Origin of the sequence: Nostoc sp. MG11, assembly GCF_014904695.1 — a bacterium.
Lineage (GTDB): Bacteria > Cyanobacteriota > Cyanobacteriia > Cyanobacteriales > Nostocaceae > Komarekiella.
On record NZ_JACXXN010000003.1, the window covers coordinates 122,776 to 140,653 of the forward strand.

The 17,878-nt window shown below is 41.8% G+C and carries 7 protein-coding genes; 5 read left to right on the forward strand and 2 right to left on the reverse strand.

What is annotated here, in order from left to right:
- Positions 1-121: 121 nt before the first annotated feature.
- Both pgmB and HCR01_RS05835 read right to left on the reverse strand, forming a co-directional pair.
- The gene (pgmB, locus tag HCR01_RS05830) at positions 122-3,061 is read right to left on the reverse strand and encodes a beta-phosphoglucomutase (RefSeq protein WP_193195316.1); all 2,940 of its coding nucleotides are present in this window, start codon (positions 3,059-3,061) and stop codon (positions 122-124) included.
- Between the two features lie 580 nt (positions 3,062-3,641).
- Positions 3,642-5,147 (reverse strand): right-handed parallel beta-helix repeat-containing protein, encoded by a 1,506-nt coding sequence (locus HCR01_RS05835; RefSeq protein WP_193195317.1) that lies wholly within the window; start codon positions 5,145-5,147, stop codon positions 3,642-3,644.
- Between the two features lie 1,067 nt (positions 5,148-6,214).
- Between HCR01_RS05835 and HCR01_RS05840 the strand changes: the two genes are divergently transcribed.
- The 5 genes from HCR01_RS05840 (at position 6,215) to HCR01_RS05860 (ending at position 17,814) form a co-directional block, all read left to right on the forward strand.
- The gene (locus HCR01_RS05840) at positions 6,215-7,717 is read left to right on the forward strand and encodes a hypothetical protein (RefSeq protein ID WP_193195318.1); all 1,503 of its coding nucleotides are present in this window, start codon (positions 6,215-6,217) and stop codon (positions 7,715-7,717) included.
- An 88-nt stretch (positions 7,718-7,805) separates the two neighbouring features.
- Positions 7,806-8,417, forward strand: coding sequence for a hypothetical protein (locus tag HCR01_RS05845; protein ID WP_193195319.1), 612 nt, complete (start codon positions 7,806-7,808; stop codon positions 8,415-8,417).
- 126 nt (positions 8,418-8,543) lie between these two features.
- On the forward strand, positions 8,544-10,793 hold the full coding sequence (locus HCR01_RS05850; protein ID WP_193195320.1) for a TOMM precursor leader peptide-binding protein: 2,250 nt from the start codon (positions 8,544-8,546) through the stop codon (positions 10,791-10,793).
- A 288-nt stretch (positions 10,794-11,081) separates the two neighbouring features.
- Complete coding sequence (locus HCR01_RS05855; RefSeq protein ID WP_193195321.1) at positions 11,082-12,164, forward strand: amidohydrolase family protein; 1,083 nt, start codon at positions 11,082-11,084, stop codon at positions 12,162-12,164.
- 184 nt (positions 12,165-12,348) lie between these two features.
- Positions 12,349-17,814, forward strand: coding sequence for an ATP-binding sensor histidine kinase (locus HCR01_RS05860; protein WP_193195322.1), 5,466 nt, complete (start codon positions 12,349-12,351; stop codon positions 17,812-17,814).
- Positions 17,815-17,878 lie beyond the last annotated feature (64 nt).

Consider the following 17,878-nt stretch of genomic DNA (forward strand, 5'->3'; position numbering starts at 1 on the left):
TTTCACGTTAAGTTGACACCAATGACGTTTAAAACCCCCTTAGAAAGGGGGTTGGGGGATCTGAGTGCGTAAGTTCTGACCCTTTAACTTTTTCCCAGCCCACATTAAAGATAAGAAGTGCTTATCCAAAAACTATTGCGAATGCATCTGTTGTCTTGCTGGTAGCTACCTGCTCCTGCAAATCTTGCCAGCAAACATCTTCCAGACTAGATAAAACTACATTAGCTCTACCCACTCGCTCAACTGGGCCAATCCCCACAGCCGACATGCCAGCAGCATGAGCAGCTTCTATACCCGCTGCGGCATCTTCCACTACAACACACTGTGACGGTGATAGGCCAAGTTGCTGGGCAGCAAATAGAAAGATGTCTGGTGCTGGTTTCGGTTGAGAGACGCTGTAGCCATCGGCTATAGCATCGAATTTATCTCTAATACCCAATAGCTCAATTACAGTTTGGGCATTTTTACTTGATGAACCTAACGCTACTTTTATCCCAGCAGCTTGCAAGTCCTGTAATAAGTTTTTCACTCCTGGCAGTAAATCTGCGGTCGTAATTTTCTGCATTAATTCCAGGTAATAGCGGTTTTTCCGCTCCATCATCTCCTGAATTTTCTCTTCAGTGGCGGGGCGATCGCCTAAAATTTCCAGGAGTGATTCCCGTCTAGGCAATCCTCGCATCGCCTCGTTTGCTTCTCGATTAAAGGGGATACCTTCTTCATCCGCTAATTGCTTCCACCCCAGATAGTGAAACTCTGAAGTATCAGTTAACACCCCATCTAAGTCAAAGATTACACCGCTAATTGTCGGATGTGTATCTACCATGGGAACTTTTACTTCCTGGTTGCCTTCCATTTCTTTTTCGGCTCCCAAGTCGAAGTCATACCACTCGTTACGCCATTGCAGTCGAAATTTCAGACGCGTCCAACCAGGGGGCAGATTTGCACAAGCAATCGGGCCAAATTGAGTCATCCGAATGCCGCCAAACCCGAAAACTACTGCCTGCCAAACTCCTCCAGCACTGGCGGCGTGAATTCCTTCAGCTGCGTTAAGTCTGACATCCTCCAAATCTACCAATGCTGCCCGGATAAAGTGGGTGTAGGCTTGGGTTGGTTGATTGAGGTCACAAGCTAAAATAGCGTGAATTGCCGGGCCTAATGAGGAACCATAGCTGTGATCGGTGCGCTGGTTGTAATAATCCCAGTTAGTGGCGAGGGTGTTATAGTCATAGCGATCGCGCAACAAGTAAAGCAGCATCAACACATCCGGTTGCTTGAGAATCTGCTTTTGGCTAGTAGCTTCAATTCCTAGCAGTCCTTGCAGAGATTTGCTACGCGGTTCGTAATCAGCAAGATTGACGTGTTCTAGTTGGAAAAAGCCTTCAAACTGCTCAATCAAACCTGTTTGGGCATCTTCATTGATAAACAGACGTTCTTGAATTTCCGCCCATTGGTGCAGACGTTCTGTGGTTAAGTTGAGTTTTTGCACCAGTTGTGCTGAAGCTTCGGGATAAGCTTGCTTAAACCAGTCCCAAAGTGCTAAAGCAGATTGTAAATGCCACTGTACCATGAGATTGGTGAAGGCGTTATTATCGACGCGATCGTGATTTTCATCTGGCCCAATCACATCGAGGATGTCGTAACTGTTGCGTTCTGGGTTCCACTCAACTCGACTTTCCCAGAAAACAGCCGTATCGAGGATAATTTCTGCACCATAATCCCGCATCCAATGATCATCGTCGGTGGTTTGCCAGTAGTGCCACACAGCATAAGCTACATCAGCAGTGATATGTACTTCAATGTCACCACACCAAATACGGATTTGTTCACCGTTAGCACCTGGTACCCACCGGGGAGTTACTTCATCGCCAGTGGTAGCACTTTCCCAAGCAAACATCGCTCCTTGATACCCCGCTTCTTGGGCTTTGCGTCGTGCTCCTGGTAAAGTGTGGTAACGGTAAGTGAGCAAATTACGCGCTAGCGCTGGTTGAGTTAAGGTCAAGAAGGGAAGGATAAAAATTTCTGTGTCCCAAAAGATGTGTCCGCTATAGGCAAAACCAGAAAGAGTTTTGGGAGGGATACTAACGCGCTCGTCGTGACGTGGTGCAGCCGCTAGTAATTGGAAGAGATTATAACGGACACTCAATTGAGAGAGGCGATCGCCTTCGATAATAATGTCACTGTCTTGCCATACCTGATCCCATGCGGTAATGTGAGCCGCTAGTAGGGTTGTGTACTTAGGTTCATCAGCTAACCTTTGTAAAGCTGCTGTCATCGGGGTTTCTGTCTCCCGTGACGTAAATAGGGTGACAATCTTTTCTACAGTTACCGTTTTTCCTTTTAGTAACTCAAAGGTGGTTGCCAAGCTGGGAGAATTAGAAGTATTCTCAACACGCATAGATACACCATCGTCACCCTCTATCACTAACTTAGCTGCCATGCCGAGTTGAGCGCCTGAGTAGAGCGTTTGGCTGTGCAGCCAGATTATATTATCTGCACCACCTTGATTTAAGGTTTGCCAATGTTGAATACCTTGAGTGTCCGGTTGGGCGTCAAATCCAGCTTCGACGGTAATTTCACCCTCAAAATCTACGGATGTAATTTGACAGCGGATTGCCAAAACATGTTGGTCTGCTAAACTGACAAAACGCTCGAAGTGAAAATCCAAAGTATGACCAGTAGGACTACGCCAACGCAGATCACGGCTAACTAGACCTAAACGCAGGTCAAGCCGACGCTCGTAGTTGAGAATCTCACCACTATCCATGCTAAAGCGTTGACCTGCCACTTTTACCACTAATGGCAGCCAGTTGGGGCAGTTGACTAGTTGGGTGTAGGAAATTTTCACATCATCATACACACCGTGGATGAGTGTTGCAGTAAAATCCTGGGGATACCCTTCCTCGAAAGTACCCCGCGTTCCTAAGAAACCATTGCCAAGTGTGAAGACAGTTTCTTTATGGTGGAGTTGCGTGGGGTCAAACTCCGTTTCAATAACGTTCCAGTTAGTAGCGTCAAGCAGTGGTTGATTTTCTTGAGAGTTAGGAACTGACAGATTGAGCATGAGCAATAAAACTTATAGTCTGGGGTAGTTGTGGGTAGAATGAAACACAATTTGTCGGAGTTTCAAAGTAATTCGCTCCTTTCCTTTGCTGTTTAGACTTGGATGCAGTTTAAACAGCGAACATTGACGTTCCGCTAACAGAAACGTTCCTGATTTCATCCCTCTATAGTAGGTTTCATCAATAACTCAAGTTAGAAAGCACAAGTACAAGAAACTATACTAATCGATACATTTAGTTAAATATAGTAGAAAAATAAATATTTTTTTATATAACTTATGTTTTTGTGCTTTAAGATGTGATGCATCGCGTTTTGAAGCGTTAGTGTGCTTGCTAACGATAATCTAAAATGATTTTTTATTTTGATTTTTAGACCGAAGGATAAAACTATAAAAAAGTTACCAAGCTGCAAAGGGTTATCACCAACTACAAGGGTAATATTTTTACTGAGATTTTCAGGAATCAACGACGGTGATCCATGCTATTGAGAATTTGCCATCAAACTTACACCGTCGCGATCGCAATCAGTAGAGAAGCCATTCAGCGCATCTGTTTAAGAGCTGTGTTGCTCCCATTTTTGATTTAGAAGGTTTTTGCTGCCAATGGTGAACGAGCTTCAAGAGCACCTATATCTATCCTCGCATCGCCGTTACCATTGCCATCCTGTGGACGAGTCGCACCCCTCTGGTCAATCTTTGGTGCTTGCACGCCATTAAAAACGCTAGTGCCGGCATCAATCGCTAAGCTACCGAGTTTCAGAGAGAAATTTCTATAGCCAATATCTACAAATAGTGGGTTTTGTCCAATGATATTGTTAGATTCTGAACTGGTGAATTTGGATGAATTGTAAATCAGGTTGTAATCAAACTTGACATTGTTATCCGCTCTATTGACATGGTTGACTATGCCGTTTTTCTTGGCATACATAATATTGTTAAATACCCTAACATTATTAGTCATAACTACTGCAATTTCGCCCAAATATTGAGTAGTATAATTATGAGAATTCTGATAGGTCGTGTTGTTAATCACATCCACATTGGGGCTTTTAAATACTTGAATTCCAGCAGCCCCATTGTTGTAAACAATGTTATTTGCAACTAATGTTTTTCCCCGATACGGTTCACGAGTTGAATTTTTTTGAGTATTTAGAACATCATCAATCATGATGCCATTAGACTCAGCGATCGTTCCTGAAATTTTCCAAGGAATTAAGCTTCGATTTTCATATACAGTATTCCCCCGAATAATCATTTTATAGTCGGTAGTATTATCGTCATAATTCCAGTTGTGAAGCGTGGTAATTGTGTTTGAACCCGTCGAACTATACAAGCAATTTTTAAAGACAATATTGTTCTCAATAGTGACGTAGTCAGTTCTGAACGCACCAATTGCTCCAGCACCAAACTTATAGATTTTGTTGTTGCGAATCACTATATGGTGAGAATGTGTTTTGATTGCCCCTCCTGAGAAAGATGGATGGAGCGCAATCCCCGCGCCGTTGGTTAACGGATTGTGTATGTTGTCTTTTTGCTGTTGTGCATACACTAAAGTCACATTGTCGTTATTCCCAACTAGCTCAAGACCTTCAATAACAATGTAAGAGGAGCCAACGACGTTAATAGCGTAAGGATTTTGTGATTTGATGACGGGGCGGTGTCCATGATAGGCCTTGAAAGTAATTGGGGCAGTCGGTGTACCATGTTTTTCATAAATCACGAGGATCTCTTTGGAAGTATCTGCTCGCGTATAAGTGCCATTCATGACGTAGACCTTATCGCCTGGTGTTGTCACCTGATTTGCTGCTCTTTGCAGCGTCCGAAATGGAGTAGTATGTCTTAGTCCGTCATTTTTATCGTCTCCATTCTCAGAGACGTAGTATGTCCTAGCAGTAGAAGTACTCAAAGATAATCTATCAGAGCCGTTAGAAGTCGGTACGCCTTTGCTCCAGTTAAAATTCACCGTGGTATCTGTGCCTGTCAACTTCGGTTGATTCAAGTCTGCCTTCACAAAGGATGCAGCTTTTAGCCCCATGTCAATTCCTGGGCTGACAACTAGGGTTATCGCCAGAGCTTGAGAAAGAAACATAATTTATTTTCTTAAAGTGTGTAAAGGCTTTGGAAGAAAACGAGAATCTGAAACCTGTTAAATAAGTATTTATGACGCCAGTCACCCCGTCAGGAAACCTTCTTGCAGTGCTGGCTAATAGCTCTGCTAAAGACTTGGATTAACCAATCTCAGCCCAAAGGATAAAGGATGCTATGCTCCTACAGATGATGTAGGGTTGACGAAAATTTGGCAAAATCTGATGAGTTGACCTGTTGTTTGATTATTTCAATGAACTTTAAATGATCTTTAAAAAACTACTTAGTTCATAGTATTTGTTTTAACATTTACAGTACTAATGTCAAGTCAATACCAGTATTTGGCTTTCAACGAAGTCAGAAGTCAGAGGCAAGAGGGAAGAGGGAAGAAGGATCATCTTTCTGACTTCTTATTTCAAACTTCTTCCTTCTTGTTTAAATTTGTTACAAGTCATTGCTGAGTAGCCTTTACCCGCTATGAGTAATGTCGTAGTTAGGGGAGCAGAGGGGCAATAAATATTAGACCTATTGCAAAAGTCTGAAAATTATTAGTGTCATTCTGTTCGCGCAGCGTTCCCGTAGGGTAAAGAACGTAGTGAAGGCAAGAATCTCCGAGATGTTTCGCTCCGCTCAACATGACAATTTAAGCATTTATGCAAGAGGTCTACTGACCATTGAACGCCACTTGCTTTAAGCCGGGAAACTCTGTCGAGCAGTGGCTCGCCTTGACCCTTGTCTCCTGACGAATTACGTAAAGCCTACGGCATAGCTACGCTTAGAGTGTAACGGGGCGTAGCCCATTACGAAAATCGCTGGCTACTTTTGCCAGAAGAGAACTTAGCATAAAACTTTTCATTTTATTTATATAAGCCTCATATAAAAACTCATATAAAAACTCATACAACAATTCATATAAAAACAGATAATGTCAGACAAAAATCATGTTTTTAATATATATAAAAAATGTGCCGTTTGTTCTTGCTCATATTGCTAAATACATGAATAAAGATATTTTTGTTGTGTTAAATTAATTTAGACATTATTAGCGATCGCCCTTGGTACTGTATATCCATGAGAGCTATTCAACGTCTTATTTCAATTACAATTATTTCCATTTCAATTGCATTCTTAGCTTGTGTTTCTGCAAGTTTAGCGTTCACTACAACTGAAACAGACTTTCAAAAGCAGAGTCAGTTGCAGCCAAAACCAGAAATAATCACTGCGGAAATTCCCTATAATCCCAATCAAGCTAAACAAGAAGCATCCTATCCAAACACACCACGAGTAGTTTTTCTTGACCACTTTGCTTGGCAAGTCTTCGCTGCTTTAAATTGGCCAGCTGACTGTCAGCAAGGCTCTCCTTTAGCAAGCAAGAAAATAGGCGAAGCTCCAGATGCTCCACGTGTCTGGGAATTCTACCGCACTCCTGAGACAGTATTTCTTTCAGCAAAAACACCCAGCACCCCAAACAAACCCTTTATCTGTCTGAATGCTGAGAATAGATTGGTTCCACCAAAGAACTCAACTGTAAAACTTACAGAACAGGGAAAGCTAGACGCCAAAGGTCAGAATGCAAATCCTCAAGATCTACCTCTGGTTGATCAGCGAGGCAACTATATTATTGTCGAAACCTACATTAACCCACAAGAGTTAAACCAAATTGTTAAAAACAAGTGGTATGACGGCGTTAATTTAGCACAATTCAATAATGACAATAATCAGTTTGGCCTTGTATGTAGCGGTAATGAAAACGACAACATACTTGGAGTTCCATGTAGTACATACGAGAAAGAAGGTGCAATTGAAATTAAGGCTAGTTGGCGAGTTTTTGACGAGCAGATATCTGAAGACGAAAAAGCTCGTTACTACACCACCAAGCGAAAGGTGTTGATTCCCGGACAGTCAGACAAATGTGACACTGGTAAAGCATTTTGTAGCGACACTGGTGAGGAGTTTAGTCAAGTAATAGAAGTGGGTTTAATTGGCTTCCATATTAAGCATAAAACTAGTGAGCAGGGATGGATTTGGTCTACATTCGAGCAGATAGATAACGTTCCAGATGAAACTTTGAAACGCAATCAATACACGTTGAATAATCCAGACTGTCAAAAAAACTGTGTAGAAAACACTTCCTATGTAGAGCCACCATACCTTTGGCGGAAAGAAGCACCCCACGCAGTGACGAAGATTGGAGGCGAAATTAAAAATCAGATTCCGTCGCAGATAGTTCGCTCATTCAAGCCAAAGCCACCGCTCGATGCTCAAATATCGGAGCAAAATCAGCAATGGCATCAAGCACTAAAAGATATTTCTAAATCATCAGTCTGGCAATACTACAACCTCATTGGTACTCAATGGCTGACGAACCCCAGTCAACTTTATAACGAACAACTTAGAGAGATTACACCAAAGTTGCCGCTAGCCAACGTTACTCTAGAACCCTATATCCAAAATAGTAATTGCATCGGATGTCATACTGGCGCGAAACTCCGAACTCGTATGCAACCTTATGCAGACTTTACCTTCCAAATGGCGAGAGCGAATTCTAACAATGGTACTACAAACGCTCAGTAAATAGTATTACTCTCAACTATCTTTTTCGTAACTAGATAATTGATTGTTTTGTGATCCAAATTAAACTAATTTCAAGGAGTTTTTTACAATGGCGACCCAACTTGAAACACCATTTCCTAAAGAATTACGTACTCCAGAAAACTCAGCAAAAATCAGAATCATTATTAAGCAATGGACTCAACTCATAGCCTGGACTTGGACTAACTTTCTGGCATTTGAGCAAGATGAAATAAAAAAAGAGGAAGAGAAACAGCTCAAAGAATACTTCAGCTCTATCCTCAAAAAACAAGCCCTGTTTCGTCTAGCAGCAATTGAATATGGCGATCCACAATCGGCTCAATCTGCGGAAGAAACAAGCAAAATCATCAAAGAAGTTATAACCTCAAGTAAGACTGCACCAGGGATTAGCTTGACTTTGGCTGATGTTTACAAGCAACTTACTACGAATGATTATATTTTCACTGATCCTCTTGTACAAGATTTTCGCTTTGAGGTAACAGTCGATTCGTTTACTGGCAACATCTCCTATGAGTATGATGAAGAAAGAAATGAGAAATATGTTGCTATTATTGCTTATCCACCGCGTCCGGCATTGAGTGAATTTACTGTCACAGAAGACCAACTTAAAGATTGGATGCAAGACAATCTTAGCGGTAATTATCTTCCTCCTTCTGTGTATATTCCTGTTTCTGGGTCATAACTTTTGCAAATTTAATTGATGACAACAATCGAGGTAGAAATAGGAGAAAAATTCTTTATACTCTACCTCTTTTCTTGCATATAAATCTTGCGTTGGCATTCGGCTGTCGCGTAACCCTAGGCAAATATGTTTAGAAAACCGAAGTTTAAATCTCGCTTTCGTGTTGAAACGGTTGAAGCAGAAGGTGTATTTATTTTATCTGAAAGAGGTGCGATAATACTTCGCGATCGCCTCTATCAGTTGTTAGTTCCTTTACTTGACGGAAATCTAACTACTGATGAAATTACTGAGCGACTCCAAGATAAGCTACCAGCACCCTACATTTATTACGCCCTCATGGAGTTAAAGCAAAAAGGCTATCTCATAGAGAATGAGGAGGTTTTGCCTGCAAATCTAGCCGTATTTTGTGAGCATTTGAACGTTAATTTTGAAAACGCCCGCCGTCGGTTGCAAACAACTAAAGTTGCCGTCAAGGCTTTAGGGACACCTTTTGCTTTAGAATTTATTGCTATCCTGGAATCGCTGCAAATTCAAGTCGCCGAAGAAGCAGACTTAGAAGTTGTCTTGACTGACGACTACTTGCGAACAGAACTAGTAGAGATTAATCAAAAAAACTTGGCGCGATCGCGTCCTTGGATGTTAGTCAAACCGACGGGAACTATAATCTGGATTGGCCCGGTTTTTCATCCCCACAAAACGGGTTGCTGGGAATGTCTATCCCAACGCTTGCAAGGTAATCGTCCAGTTGAAGGGTTTATCCAGAGACGCAAGAATGACGCATCACCTTTAACGCCACCATTGGCTGAACTGCCTTCAACGCTGCAAACTGCTCTCTCAATGGTGGCGACTGAAATCCTCAAATGGATTGTCCAAGGAGAAAATAAGCGCCTCGAAGGAGTGCTTGTAACCCATGACACCCTGGCACTGGAGATGCAGAACCACACGCTGATTAGACGCCCTCAGTGTCCCATCTGTGGCATTCTTAAACAAGAGCATCGCCAGCCTCTACCTGTAGTATTTGGCAGTCGAAAGAAAATTTTTACTGCTGATGGTGGACATCGCTGCCTAGAACCGGAAGCAACCTTTGAGAAATATCAACAGCACATTAGCCCCATCACCGGAATTGTGCGAGAGTTTGGGAAACTTTCCCGCAACTTAAACGGTTTAACGCCTACCTATTTTGCTAAGCATCATTTTGCCTCGATGTTTGATGACTTAAGTGTATTAGAGCAGAACATCGGCGGTAGAAGTGCCGGAAAAGGCAGAACAGACGCCCAAGCAAGAGCCAGCGGTTTCTGTGAAGCCATCGAAAGGTATTCTGGCGTTTTTCAGGGAGACGAAATTAGAGTTAAGAGCAGTTACCAAAAAATGGGTGACAAGGCTATCCATCCTAATATCTGCATGAACTTCAGCCAAGCTCAATACGATAACCGAGAAAAATGGAATGCCTATTGTGCCAGTTTCTTTCAGAGAGTTCCCGAACCTTTTGACGAAGAAAGAGAAATTGAGTGGACACCTGTTTGGTCTGTGACTCACCAATGTTTTAAGTACTTGCCTACTGCTTATTGTTATTTTGGCTATCCCCTGTCTTCTGAGCCAGACTGTTGGGCAGATACCAACGGTTGTGCAGCAGGCAATACCTTGGAAGAAGCTACTGTTCAGGGTTTTATGGAATTGGTAGAGCGAGATAGTGTGGCTTTGTGGTGGTATAACCGCATTCCCAGGCCGGGGGTAGATTTAGAAAGTTTTGACGAGCCGTATTTTCAAGATCTGAAAAGTTATTATCAATCTATCCATCGTGAAGTTTGGGTTCTTGATATTACTAGCGACTTAAATATTCCTACTTTTACTGCAATTAGTCGTAGGAGCGATGTCAAAGTAGAAGACATAATTTTAGGCTTTGGTACTCACTTCGATCCAAAGCTTGCAGTTCAAAGAGCTCTCACGGAAATGAATCAAATTCTTCCTGCTGTTTTAGCTTCTCATGCCGATGGCACAACTCAATATGCTGCCTCAGCTGAACCACCTGTTTTAGATTGGTGGAAAACGGCAACACTAGAAAATCAGCCTTACCTAGCACCTGATAATATTGCTCCTAAAGTGCATTCTAACTATCCTCAGATTGAGCACAACGACCTGCTAGATGATATCAAGCTTTGCCAGCAAATTATTGAGCAACGTGGCATGGAAATGCTCATCCTCAACCAAACCCGTCCTGATATTGGATTGAAAGTTGTCAAAGTTATCGTTCCAGGAATGCGCCATTTCTGGAAGCGCTTAGGAGGGGGTCGGCTTTATGAGGTTCCGGTACAACTGGGTTGGCTGAAAGAACCTATTCCAGAGGAGCAGCTTAATCCGTTTCCGATGTGGATGTAAAGCGCTCTTAGTTATAAAGTTATGCAGAATTATGAAAAACGGGCGTTGCTGAGTGGAAATATGAATTAGTGTCACGCAGAGGCGCAGAGGCGCGGAGAGTAGGAGTTTCAGAGAGTTCTTGCGTAAGTTTTGTAGGACTTACGCACATTCTACGAATTCTTCTCTACGAGACGCTGCGCGTTGGCGGAGCCTCTCGCAGAGAAGGCGGTTCGATAAGTTAAGCTTTTTCACAATTTTTGCGTAAGTCCTGTTTTGGTAGCTGTCCTAAAACTTGTTTTGACTATAAATATGCTCAAAGGATATAAAATTATTGATGCAGATTCCCACGTTTACGAGCCATACCAAATGTGGGAAGAGTATTTAGAACCTGCATTTAAAAGCTTTGCTCCCTCTCCAGATTTCACGATTAAAGGTGAGGAAATTCTCAACAAATACTCTGATCTGCTGCGCTTTGAAGGAGCTAAACAAGTTACTCAAGCTTATCCCCTATCTTGGCTTAATAGCTTTGACTCAGAATCTCATGTATTAGCAATGAAGCAGATGGGGGTTGACATTTCGTTTGTCTATCCGACGTACTTTTCATGGATGATTGCCGTAGACAGCATGGCTCCTCAACTGGCTGGTGCATTTGTCCGCGCCTATAACAATTGGCTGCGAGACTTTTGCTGCTATGACCCGCAAATTCTTAGAGGCGTGGGAGTTGTGAACCTACATGCACCGGAAGAAATGGTGTCGGAGTTGCAGCGGGTGGCAGATTTTGGCTGGAAGGCAATATTTTTGCGCCCTAACCTTGTCAAAGGGCGATCGCTAAGTAGTCCCGTCTATGAGCCATTTTGGACAAAGTGCGAGGAATTAGGCATTGCAGTTAGCCTGCACGAAGGAACTCACTCTCGCCTACCCACTGCTGGAGCTGATCGCTTTAACACCCGCTTTGCTCTACACGCCTGCTCACACCCATTAGAGCAGATGATGGCACTGCTGTCTCTCATCGAAGGCGGAGTTTTAGAGCGTCATCCTCACCTCAAAGTCGGATTTATGGAGTCTGGCTGTGGCTGGCTTCCTTACTGGCTATGGCGACTCGATCGCGAGTACGAAGACTTGCAATGGGAAATTGGGGACATCGTAAAAATGAAGCCTTCAGAGTATTTCCGCCGTCAGTGCTTTATTGCGATCGAACCTTCAGAGCCTTATCTGAATGAGATTCTTGAGTATATTGGTGCAGATAATTTAATTTTTGGCTCTGACTACCCTCACATGGATCACAAGACGGATGTTGTCGCACAGATGGTAGATCTGCAAGAGAAACTCCCTGAAAAAACTGTACAGAAAATTCTTTGGGACAACCCTGCTCGTTTTTACGGTTTGGAGTAGGAACTTAATTACTTCTTGCCCTTGAGGTAATTACTCAAAGAACTATAGGTTATGATACATCATATCTTTGCAACGGCTGAGATGCTTGTGATGACAATCTCTTGATTGATCAGAGAAATTTTTTGAGTAATTTGTAATTAACCAGACGGTAAACACAGAGTGCTGTTTTGGAGGAGAACTGAAAATGAGTGCGATACCTTTGGTGAGCTTCGCTAACGCAGATTACCAGATTGTCTCCAAGATTTATGAAAGTGCTAATTCATTAGTCTACCGAGCTGTGCTTAACTCTAATACTCAACCTGTTATCCTCAAGGTTCTTAAGGAAGATTACCCAATACCCTCAGAACTGACTCGATACAAACAAGAGTATGAAATCACCCGTTCTCTAAAAATTGATGGAGTAATCAAAGCTTACAACTTACTGCCCTATAAAAGCACCTTAGCAATGGTTTTGGAGGATTTTGGGGGCAAATCGTTGGATATTTTGATGAACTCTCAAAAGTTTACACTTTCAGAATTTATCTGCATTGCCATTCAGATTTCTCAGACGCTAAGCGAGATTCATGCTGCTAGTGTAATTCACAAAGATATCACCCCTGCTAATATCGTTCTTAACTCAGAAACCAAGCAACTCAAGATTATTGACTTTGGAATTTCCACAGTATTTACACGGGAAAATCCAACGATTAAAAATCCCAACGTCTTAGAAGGAACGTTAGCTTATCTGTCGCCAGAACAAACCGGCAGAATGAATCGATCACTTGATTACAGCACTGACTTTTATTCTCTCGGTGCAACTTTTTACAAGTTACTCACTCAAAGGCTGCCTTTTGAAACTAACGACCTTTTGGAGTTAGTCCACTGTCACATCGCCAAACAACCTATTCCTCCCTACGAAGTCAATCCAGAAATTCCTCGAACCGTCTCCAATATCATCATGAAGTTGTTAGCAAAAACGTCTGAGGAGCGGTATCAGAGTGCATTGGGGCTAAAAGCAGATTTAGAAGTATGTCTGACACAGTTACAGCAGGGACAGATTTTAGAGTTTCCCCTGGCTCGTTATGATATTTCTGACCGATTCAAAATTCCGCAAAAACTCTACGGTCGAGAAGCAGAAATAGAAACTCTACTCTCAACATTTCAGCGGATTGCCGAACGCGACCTTCAGGATGAAAAACAAGAAAATGCAGCAAGTCAGAAGCGAATTGAAATGACGTTGGTTGGTGGTTATTCTGGCATTGGTAAATCTGTGCTGGTACAGGAACTCTACAAACCCATAACACAGCAACGCGGCTACTTTATCTCTGGCAAATTTGACCAATTTCAGCGCAATATCCCTTATTCTGCCGTTGTCTTTGCATTTCAATCTTTGGTGCGCCAATTGTTAGCTGAAAGCGAAGCTCAACTAGCTCAGTGGCGCGAAAAACTCCTTGCTGCTGTCGGTGTGAATGGACAAGTAATTATTGACGTTATTCCTGAAATAGAACTAATTATCGGTTCGCAGCAGCCGGTGCAACCACTAGAACCAACTGAGGCACAAAATCGCTTCAATGCAGTCTTCCAGAATTTTATCCGGGTTTTTTGTCAGCGATCGCACCCTCTAGTTATTTTCCTCGATGACTTGCAATGGGCTGACTCTGGCAGCCTCAAGCTACTTGAGGTAATGATGACTGACGATAACATGAAGTATTTATTACTACTTGGGGCTTATCGTGATAATGAAGTTGGCCCCAATCATCCCGCATCGCTAGCCCTTGCCCGCTTGAGGCAGCAAGGAGGGATTATTAATTGCATCAATCTTGACCCCTTAAACCTGGAGGAAATCACTCAGATGATTGCAGACACCCTCCACAGTGATCAAGAAACAGTCAAATCATTAGCGCAATTAGTTTTTCAGAAGACTTCAGGAAATCCCTTTTTTATCAATGAATTTCTCAAAACTATTTATCAAGAAAATCTCCTAACTTTTGACCGAGAGCAAAAATGCTGGCAATGGAATATTACTCACATTGAGTCCCTCAACATCACAGAAAACGTAGTAGACTTGATGCTCGGCAAGCTCAGAAAACTTTCAGATACAACTCAAAAAGCACTGCGTTTGGCTGCTTGTATTGGCAACAGTTTCGACCTGAATACATTAGCAATTATTGACGAAAAATTTGCACCAGAAACTTTTAAAAATCTTTTGCCAGCTATTCAATTAGGGTTGATTCAGCCTATATCGGAGCTAGAAACAACTTCCAACACACCAATTGAATCTGCATTGATTATTCAAAATTACAAGTTTCGTCATGACCGAGTACAACAGGCTGCTTATGAACTAATTGATGAAAATCAAAAAAAAGCAGTTCACTTACAAATTGGCAGGCTGTTGCTTGCTAACATCTGTAAAAATGAACGTGAAGAAAAAGTTTTTATTTTGGTCGGTCATCTGAATAAAGGACGAGAGTTAATCGAAAGTGTGGCTGAAAAGAAAGAACTAGCAGAATTGAATTTATATGCTGGTAAAAAAGCCAAAGAAGCAACTGCTTATGCAGCATCCAGGGAATACTTGATTCTTGCAAAGAACGAGTTTCCAGGTGATATTTGGCAAGAGCGCTACGAGATGGCTCTTGACCTTTACAAAGAACTGGCAGAAGTCGAGTATCTGAATGGTAATTTTGAGCAGTCTCAATATTTGCTTGAAATGTCACTTAAGCAGGCGAAATCGGCTCTTGATAGCACAGACTTTTACTACTTACAAATTGTTCAATATACCCTTTTAGGACGAATCAGCGAGGGAATTGAGTTGGGACGAACTGCACTGAGGCTACTAGGAATAGACCTATCAGCAGAGAATTTACAAGCAGCTTTCGAGGCTGAGCTTGCAGAATATCGCCAAAATTTAGGTGAGCGAGCGATCGCTTCTTTATATGACAATCCAGAAATGCAGATACCAGAAAAAAAGGCAGCTTTAAAAATACTGACTCGTATTTTCCCCGCTGCTTGGATTTTAGATCCAGCTTTGAGAAATCTTGTTGCAACTAAATTAGCTAATCTTAATATCAAATACGGTAACATGGAAAAATCTTCAATGGGCTATAGCTTTTTTGGCGTAGTCAATACCCATGTGTTGCGTGACTATCGTTCAGGTTATGAATATAGCTCTCTTGGGATGAAGCTAGCTGATAAATATCAAGATTGGTCTTGTAAGAATGCAGCTACCCAAATTCATGGCAGTTTTACTATGCACTGGTTGAAACATATTAAGCTGTCTGAGAAAGTTAATACTGAAGGTGCTGATGCCGGATTGCAAGTTGGTGAGTTACAACTTGTGGGATATACCTTTACTTACAACTTGTACAATCTGATTTGTCAAGGTAGAAGTTTAGACTCTCTTTTAAAGGAAGCGTCTCGCAGTTTGCTATTTAGTCAAGAAACTCAAAATCAGTGGGCAATTAATTGTATATTGGGTGCTAAAATCCTCATCCAAAATTTGGTAGGTCTTACCCAAGATAAACTATGTTTTGATATAGAACAGACAGAAGAGTCAGCTTTTTTAACAGCCTGTGAGCAAGATAAAACACTAGCAGCAATTTGCTTTTATTACATTTTCAAAGCTCAAGTTCTCTATTTATATGGTGAGCCAATTGAGTTAATCTATCTGGAGAAAGCGGGAGAGTTAGTTGACTACATTCCCGGAACGATCGCGATCGCTGAGCATAATTTTTACCACTCGCTAACGCTAGTTGCTCTCTATCCCCAAGCTTCACTAAATGAACAAGATAAGTACTGGCTGCAACTGGAAACCAATCAAAAGCGGATGAAAGAATGGGCAGATATCTGTCCAGAAAACTTTTTGCATAAATATCTTTTGGTTGCAGCAGAAATATCTCGGGTTTCAGGTCAATGGTATGAAGCTGTAGATTTATATGACCAAGCCATTGAATCCGCTAAAGAACATGAATTCATCCAGAACGAAGCTTTAGCTAATGAACTAGCAGCAAAGTTTTGGATGAAACGAGGAAAAGAAGAATTTGCCAAACTCTACATGAGAAAAGCCTACCAAGGCTACCAAATTTGGGGTGCAAAGCGTAAGGTAGAGGACTTAGATCAGAAATATCCGCAGTGGTTGGCTTCAACATCATTCGCCAGCAAAACAACTTTCAGCAGTACTTCAACAAATACCAGCAGTTCCGGTGAAGCATTGGATTTAGCCACGGTGCTAAAAGCCTCGCAAACAATTTCTGGTGAAATCGTTTTGAGCAAGTTACTGCAAAATATGATGAAAACTGTCATTGAGAATGCCGGTGCTGAAAAAGGTTTTCTGATTTTGGAAAAAGAGGGTCACTGGTTTATAGAAGCTGAAGGGGCAGTAAATTCTGATGATGTTACTATCTTGCAACCAGTTCCGGTAGACTCTGTTGATGCTCAGCAAATCCCTCTTTTGTCAGCCGCTATCATCAACTATGTCGCCCATACTCAAGAAAATATAGTCTTAAATGACGCTGTAAATGAAGGACAATTTACTCGCGATTGCTATATTAGCATCACTCAACCTAAATCAATTCTCTGTACTCCCCTGATTCATCAAGGCAAACTGAGCGGCATTTTATATTTAGAAAATAATTTAACAACAGGTGCTTTTACTAGCGATCGCGTCGAAATCTTAAAAATCCTTTCGGCTCAAGCCGCCATCTCTATCGAAAATTCCCGTCTCTATGAACAGTTAGAGGGTTACAGCCGAACTCTAGAACAAAAAGTAGAGGTCAGAACCCAAGAATTACAAGATAAAAATCAGGAGTTAGCTAGCATCCTACAAACGTTGAGAGCCACGCAAGCTCAGATTATCGCCCAAGAGAAATTAGCTTCTCTGGGAGCTTTAACAGCGGGTATCGCCCATGAGATCAAAAATCCCTTAAACTTTGTTAACAACTTTGCCGAGCTTTCTGTTGAGTTAACTCAGGAACTATGCGAAGAGATGGAAAATCAAAAAGACCGTTTAGCTCCAGAAAGCAGAGAATATATTGAAGAGATTCTAAATGATCTCAAACAAAATGCTCAAAAAATCCATGAGCATGGTATAAGGTCTGACAACATTGTCAGTGGGATGCTGATGCACTCACGCGGGCAATCTGGCGATCGACAAATGACAAATATTAACGCCTTACTGGCGGAAGCGATCGAACTAGCTTATCACGGAATGCGTGCCAAGGATGCTGCTTTCAAGATAAATATAGAAACCGATTATGATAAGGGCATTGGACAAGTGAATGTTGTGCCGCAGAATATTAGTCGCGCTTTTATAAATGTAATCAATAACGCTTGTTACGCAGCGCATAAAAAGAAGATGCGTTTTCCAGCACTAGGACAAGAAAGTGAGGACTTTTTACCTTCGCTTTCAGTCAGTACTAAAAGTTTAGGTGAGCATGTAGAAATTCGCATTTGCGATAACGGCGAAGGCATTCCCCACGAAGCATTAGATAAAATATTTAATCCCTTTTTCACTACTAAGCCTACTGGTGAAGGAACTGGCTTAGGTTTATCTATTACTCACGATATCATTGTCCAGCAGCATCAGGGAAAAATTCTCGTAGAAACTGAAGTAGGCAACTATACAGAGTTTATCGTCAGTTTGCCCAAAACTTTCCTCAAAAGTAAAGAGTTTTAAATAACATAAGACTTAAAGGTTATTTGTCATTTGCGGCTTGTCGCAGGCATCTGAACTTTGTAAA

Coding starts and splice junctions, on each gene's coding strand:
- pgmB (WP_193195316.1), bottom strand. CDS start 3,061: ATGCTCAATCTGTCAGTTCCTAACTCTCAAGAAAATCAACCACTGCTT.
- HCR01_RS05835 (WP_193195317.1), bottom strand. CDS start 5,147: ATGTTTCTTTCTCAAGCTCTGGCGATAACCCTAGTTGTCAGCCCAGGA.
- HCR01_RS05840 (WP_193195318.1), top strand. CDS start 6,215: ATGAGAGCTATTCAACGTCTTATTTCAATTACAATTATTTCCATTTCA.
- HCR01_RS05845 (WP_193195319.1), top strand. CDS start 7,806: ATGGCGACCCAACTTGAAACACCATTTCCTAAAGAATTACGTACTCCA.
- HCR01_RS05850 (WP_193195320.1), top strand. CDS start 8,544: ATGTTTAGAAAACCGAAGTTTAAATCTCGCTTTCGTGTTGAAACGGTT.
- HCR01_RS05855 (WP_193195321.1), top strand. CDS start 11,082: ATGCTCAAAGGATATAAAATTATTGATGCAGATTCCCACGTTTACGAG.
- HCR01_RS05860 (WP_193195322.1), top strand. CDS start 12,349: ATGAGTGCGATACCTTTGGTGAGCTTCGCTAACGCAGATTACCAGATT.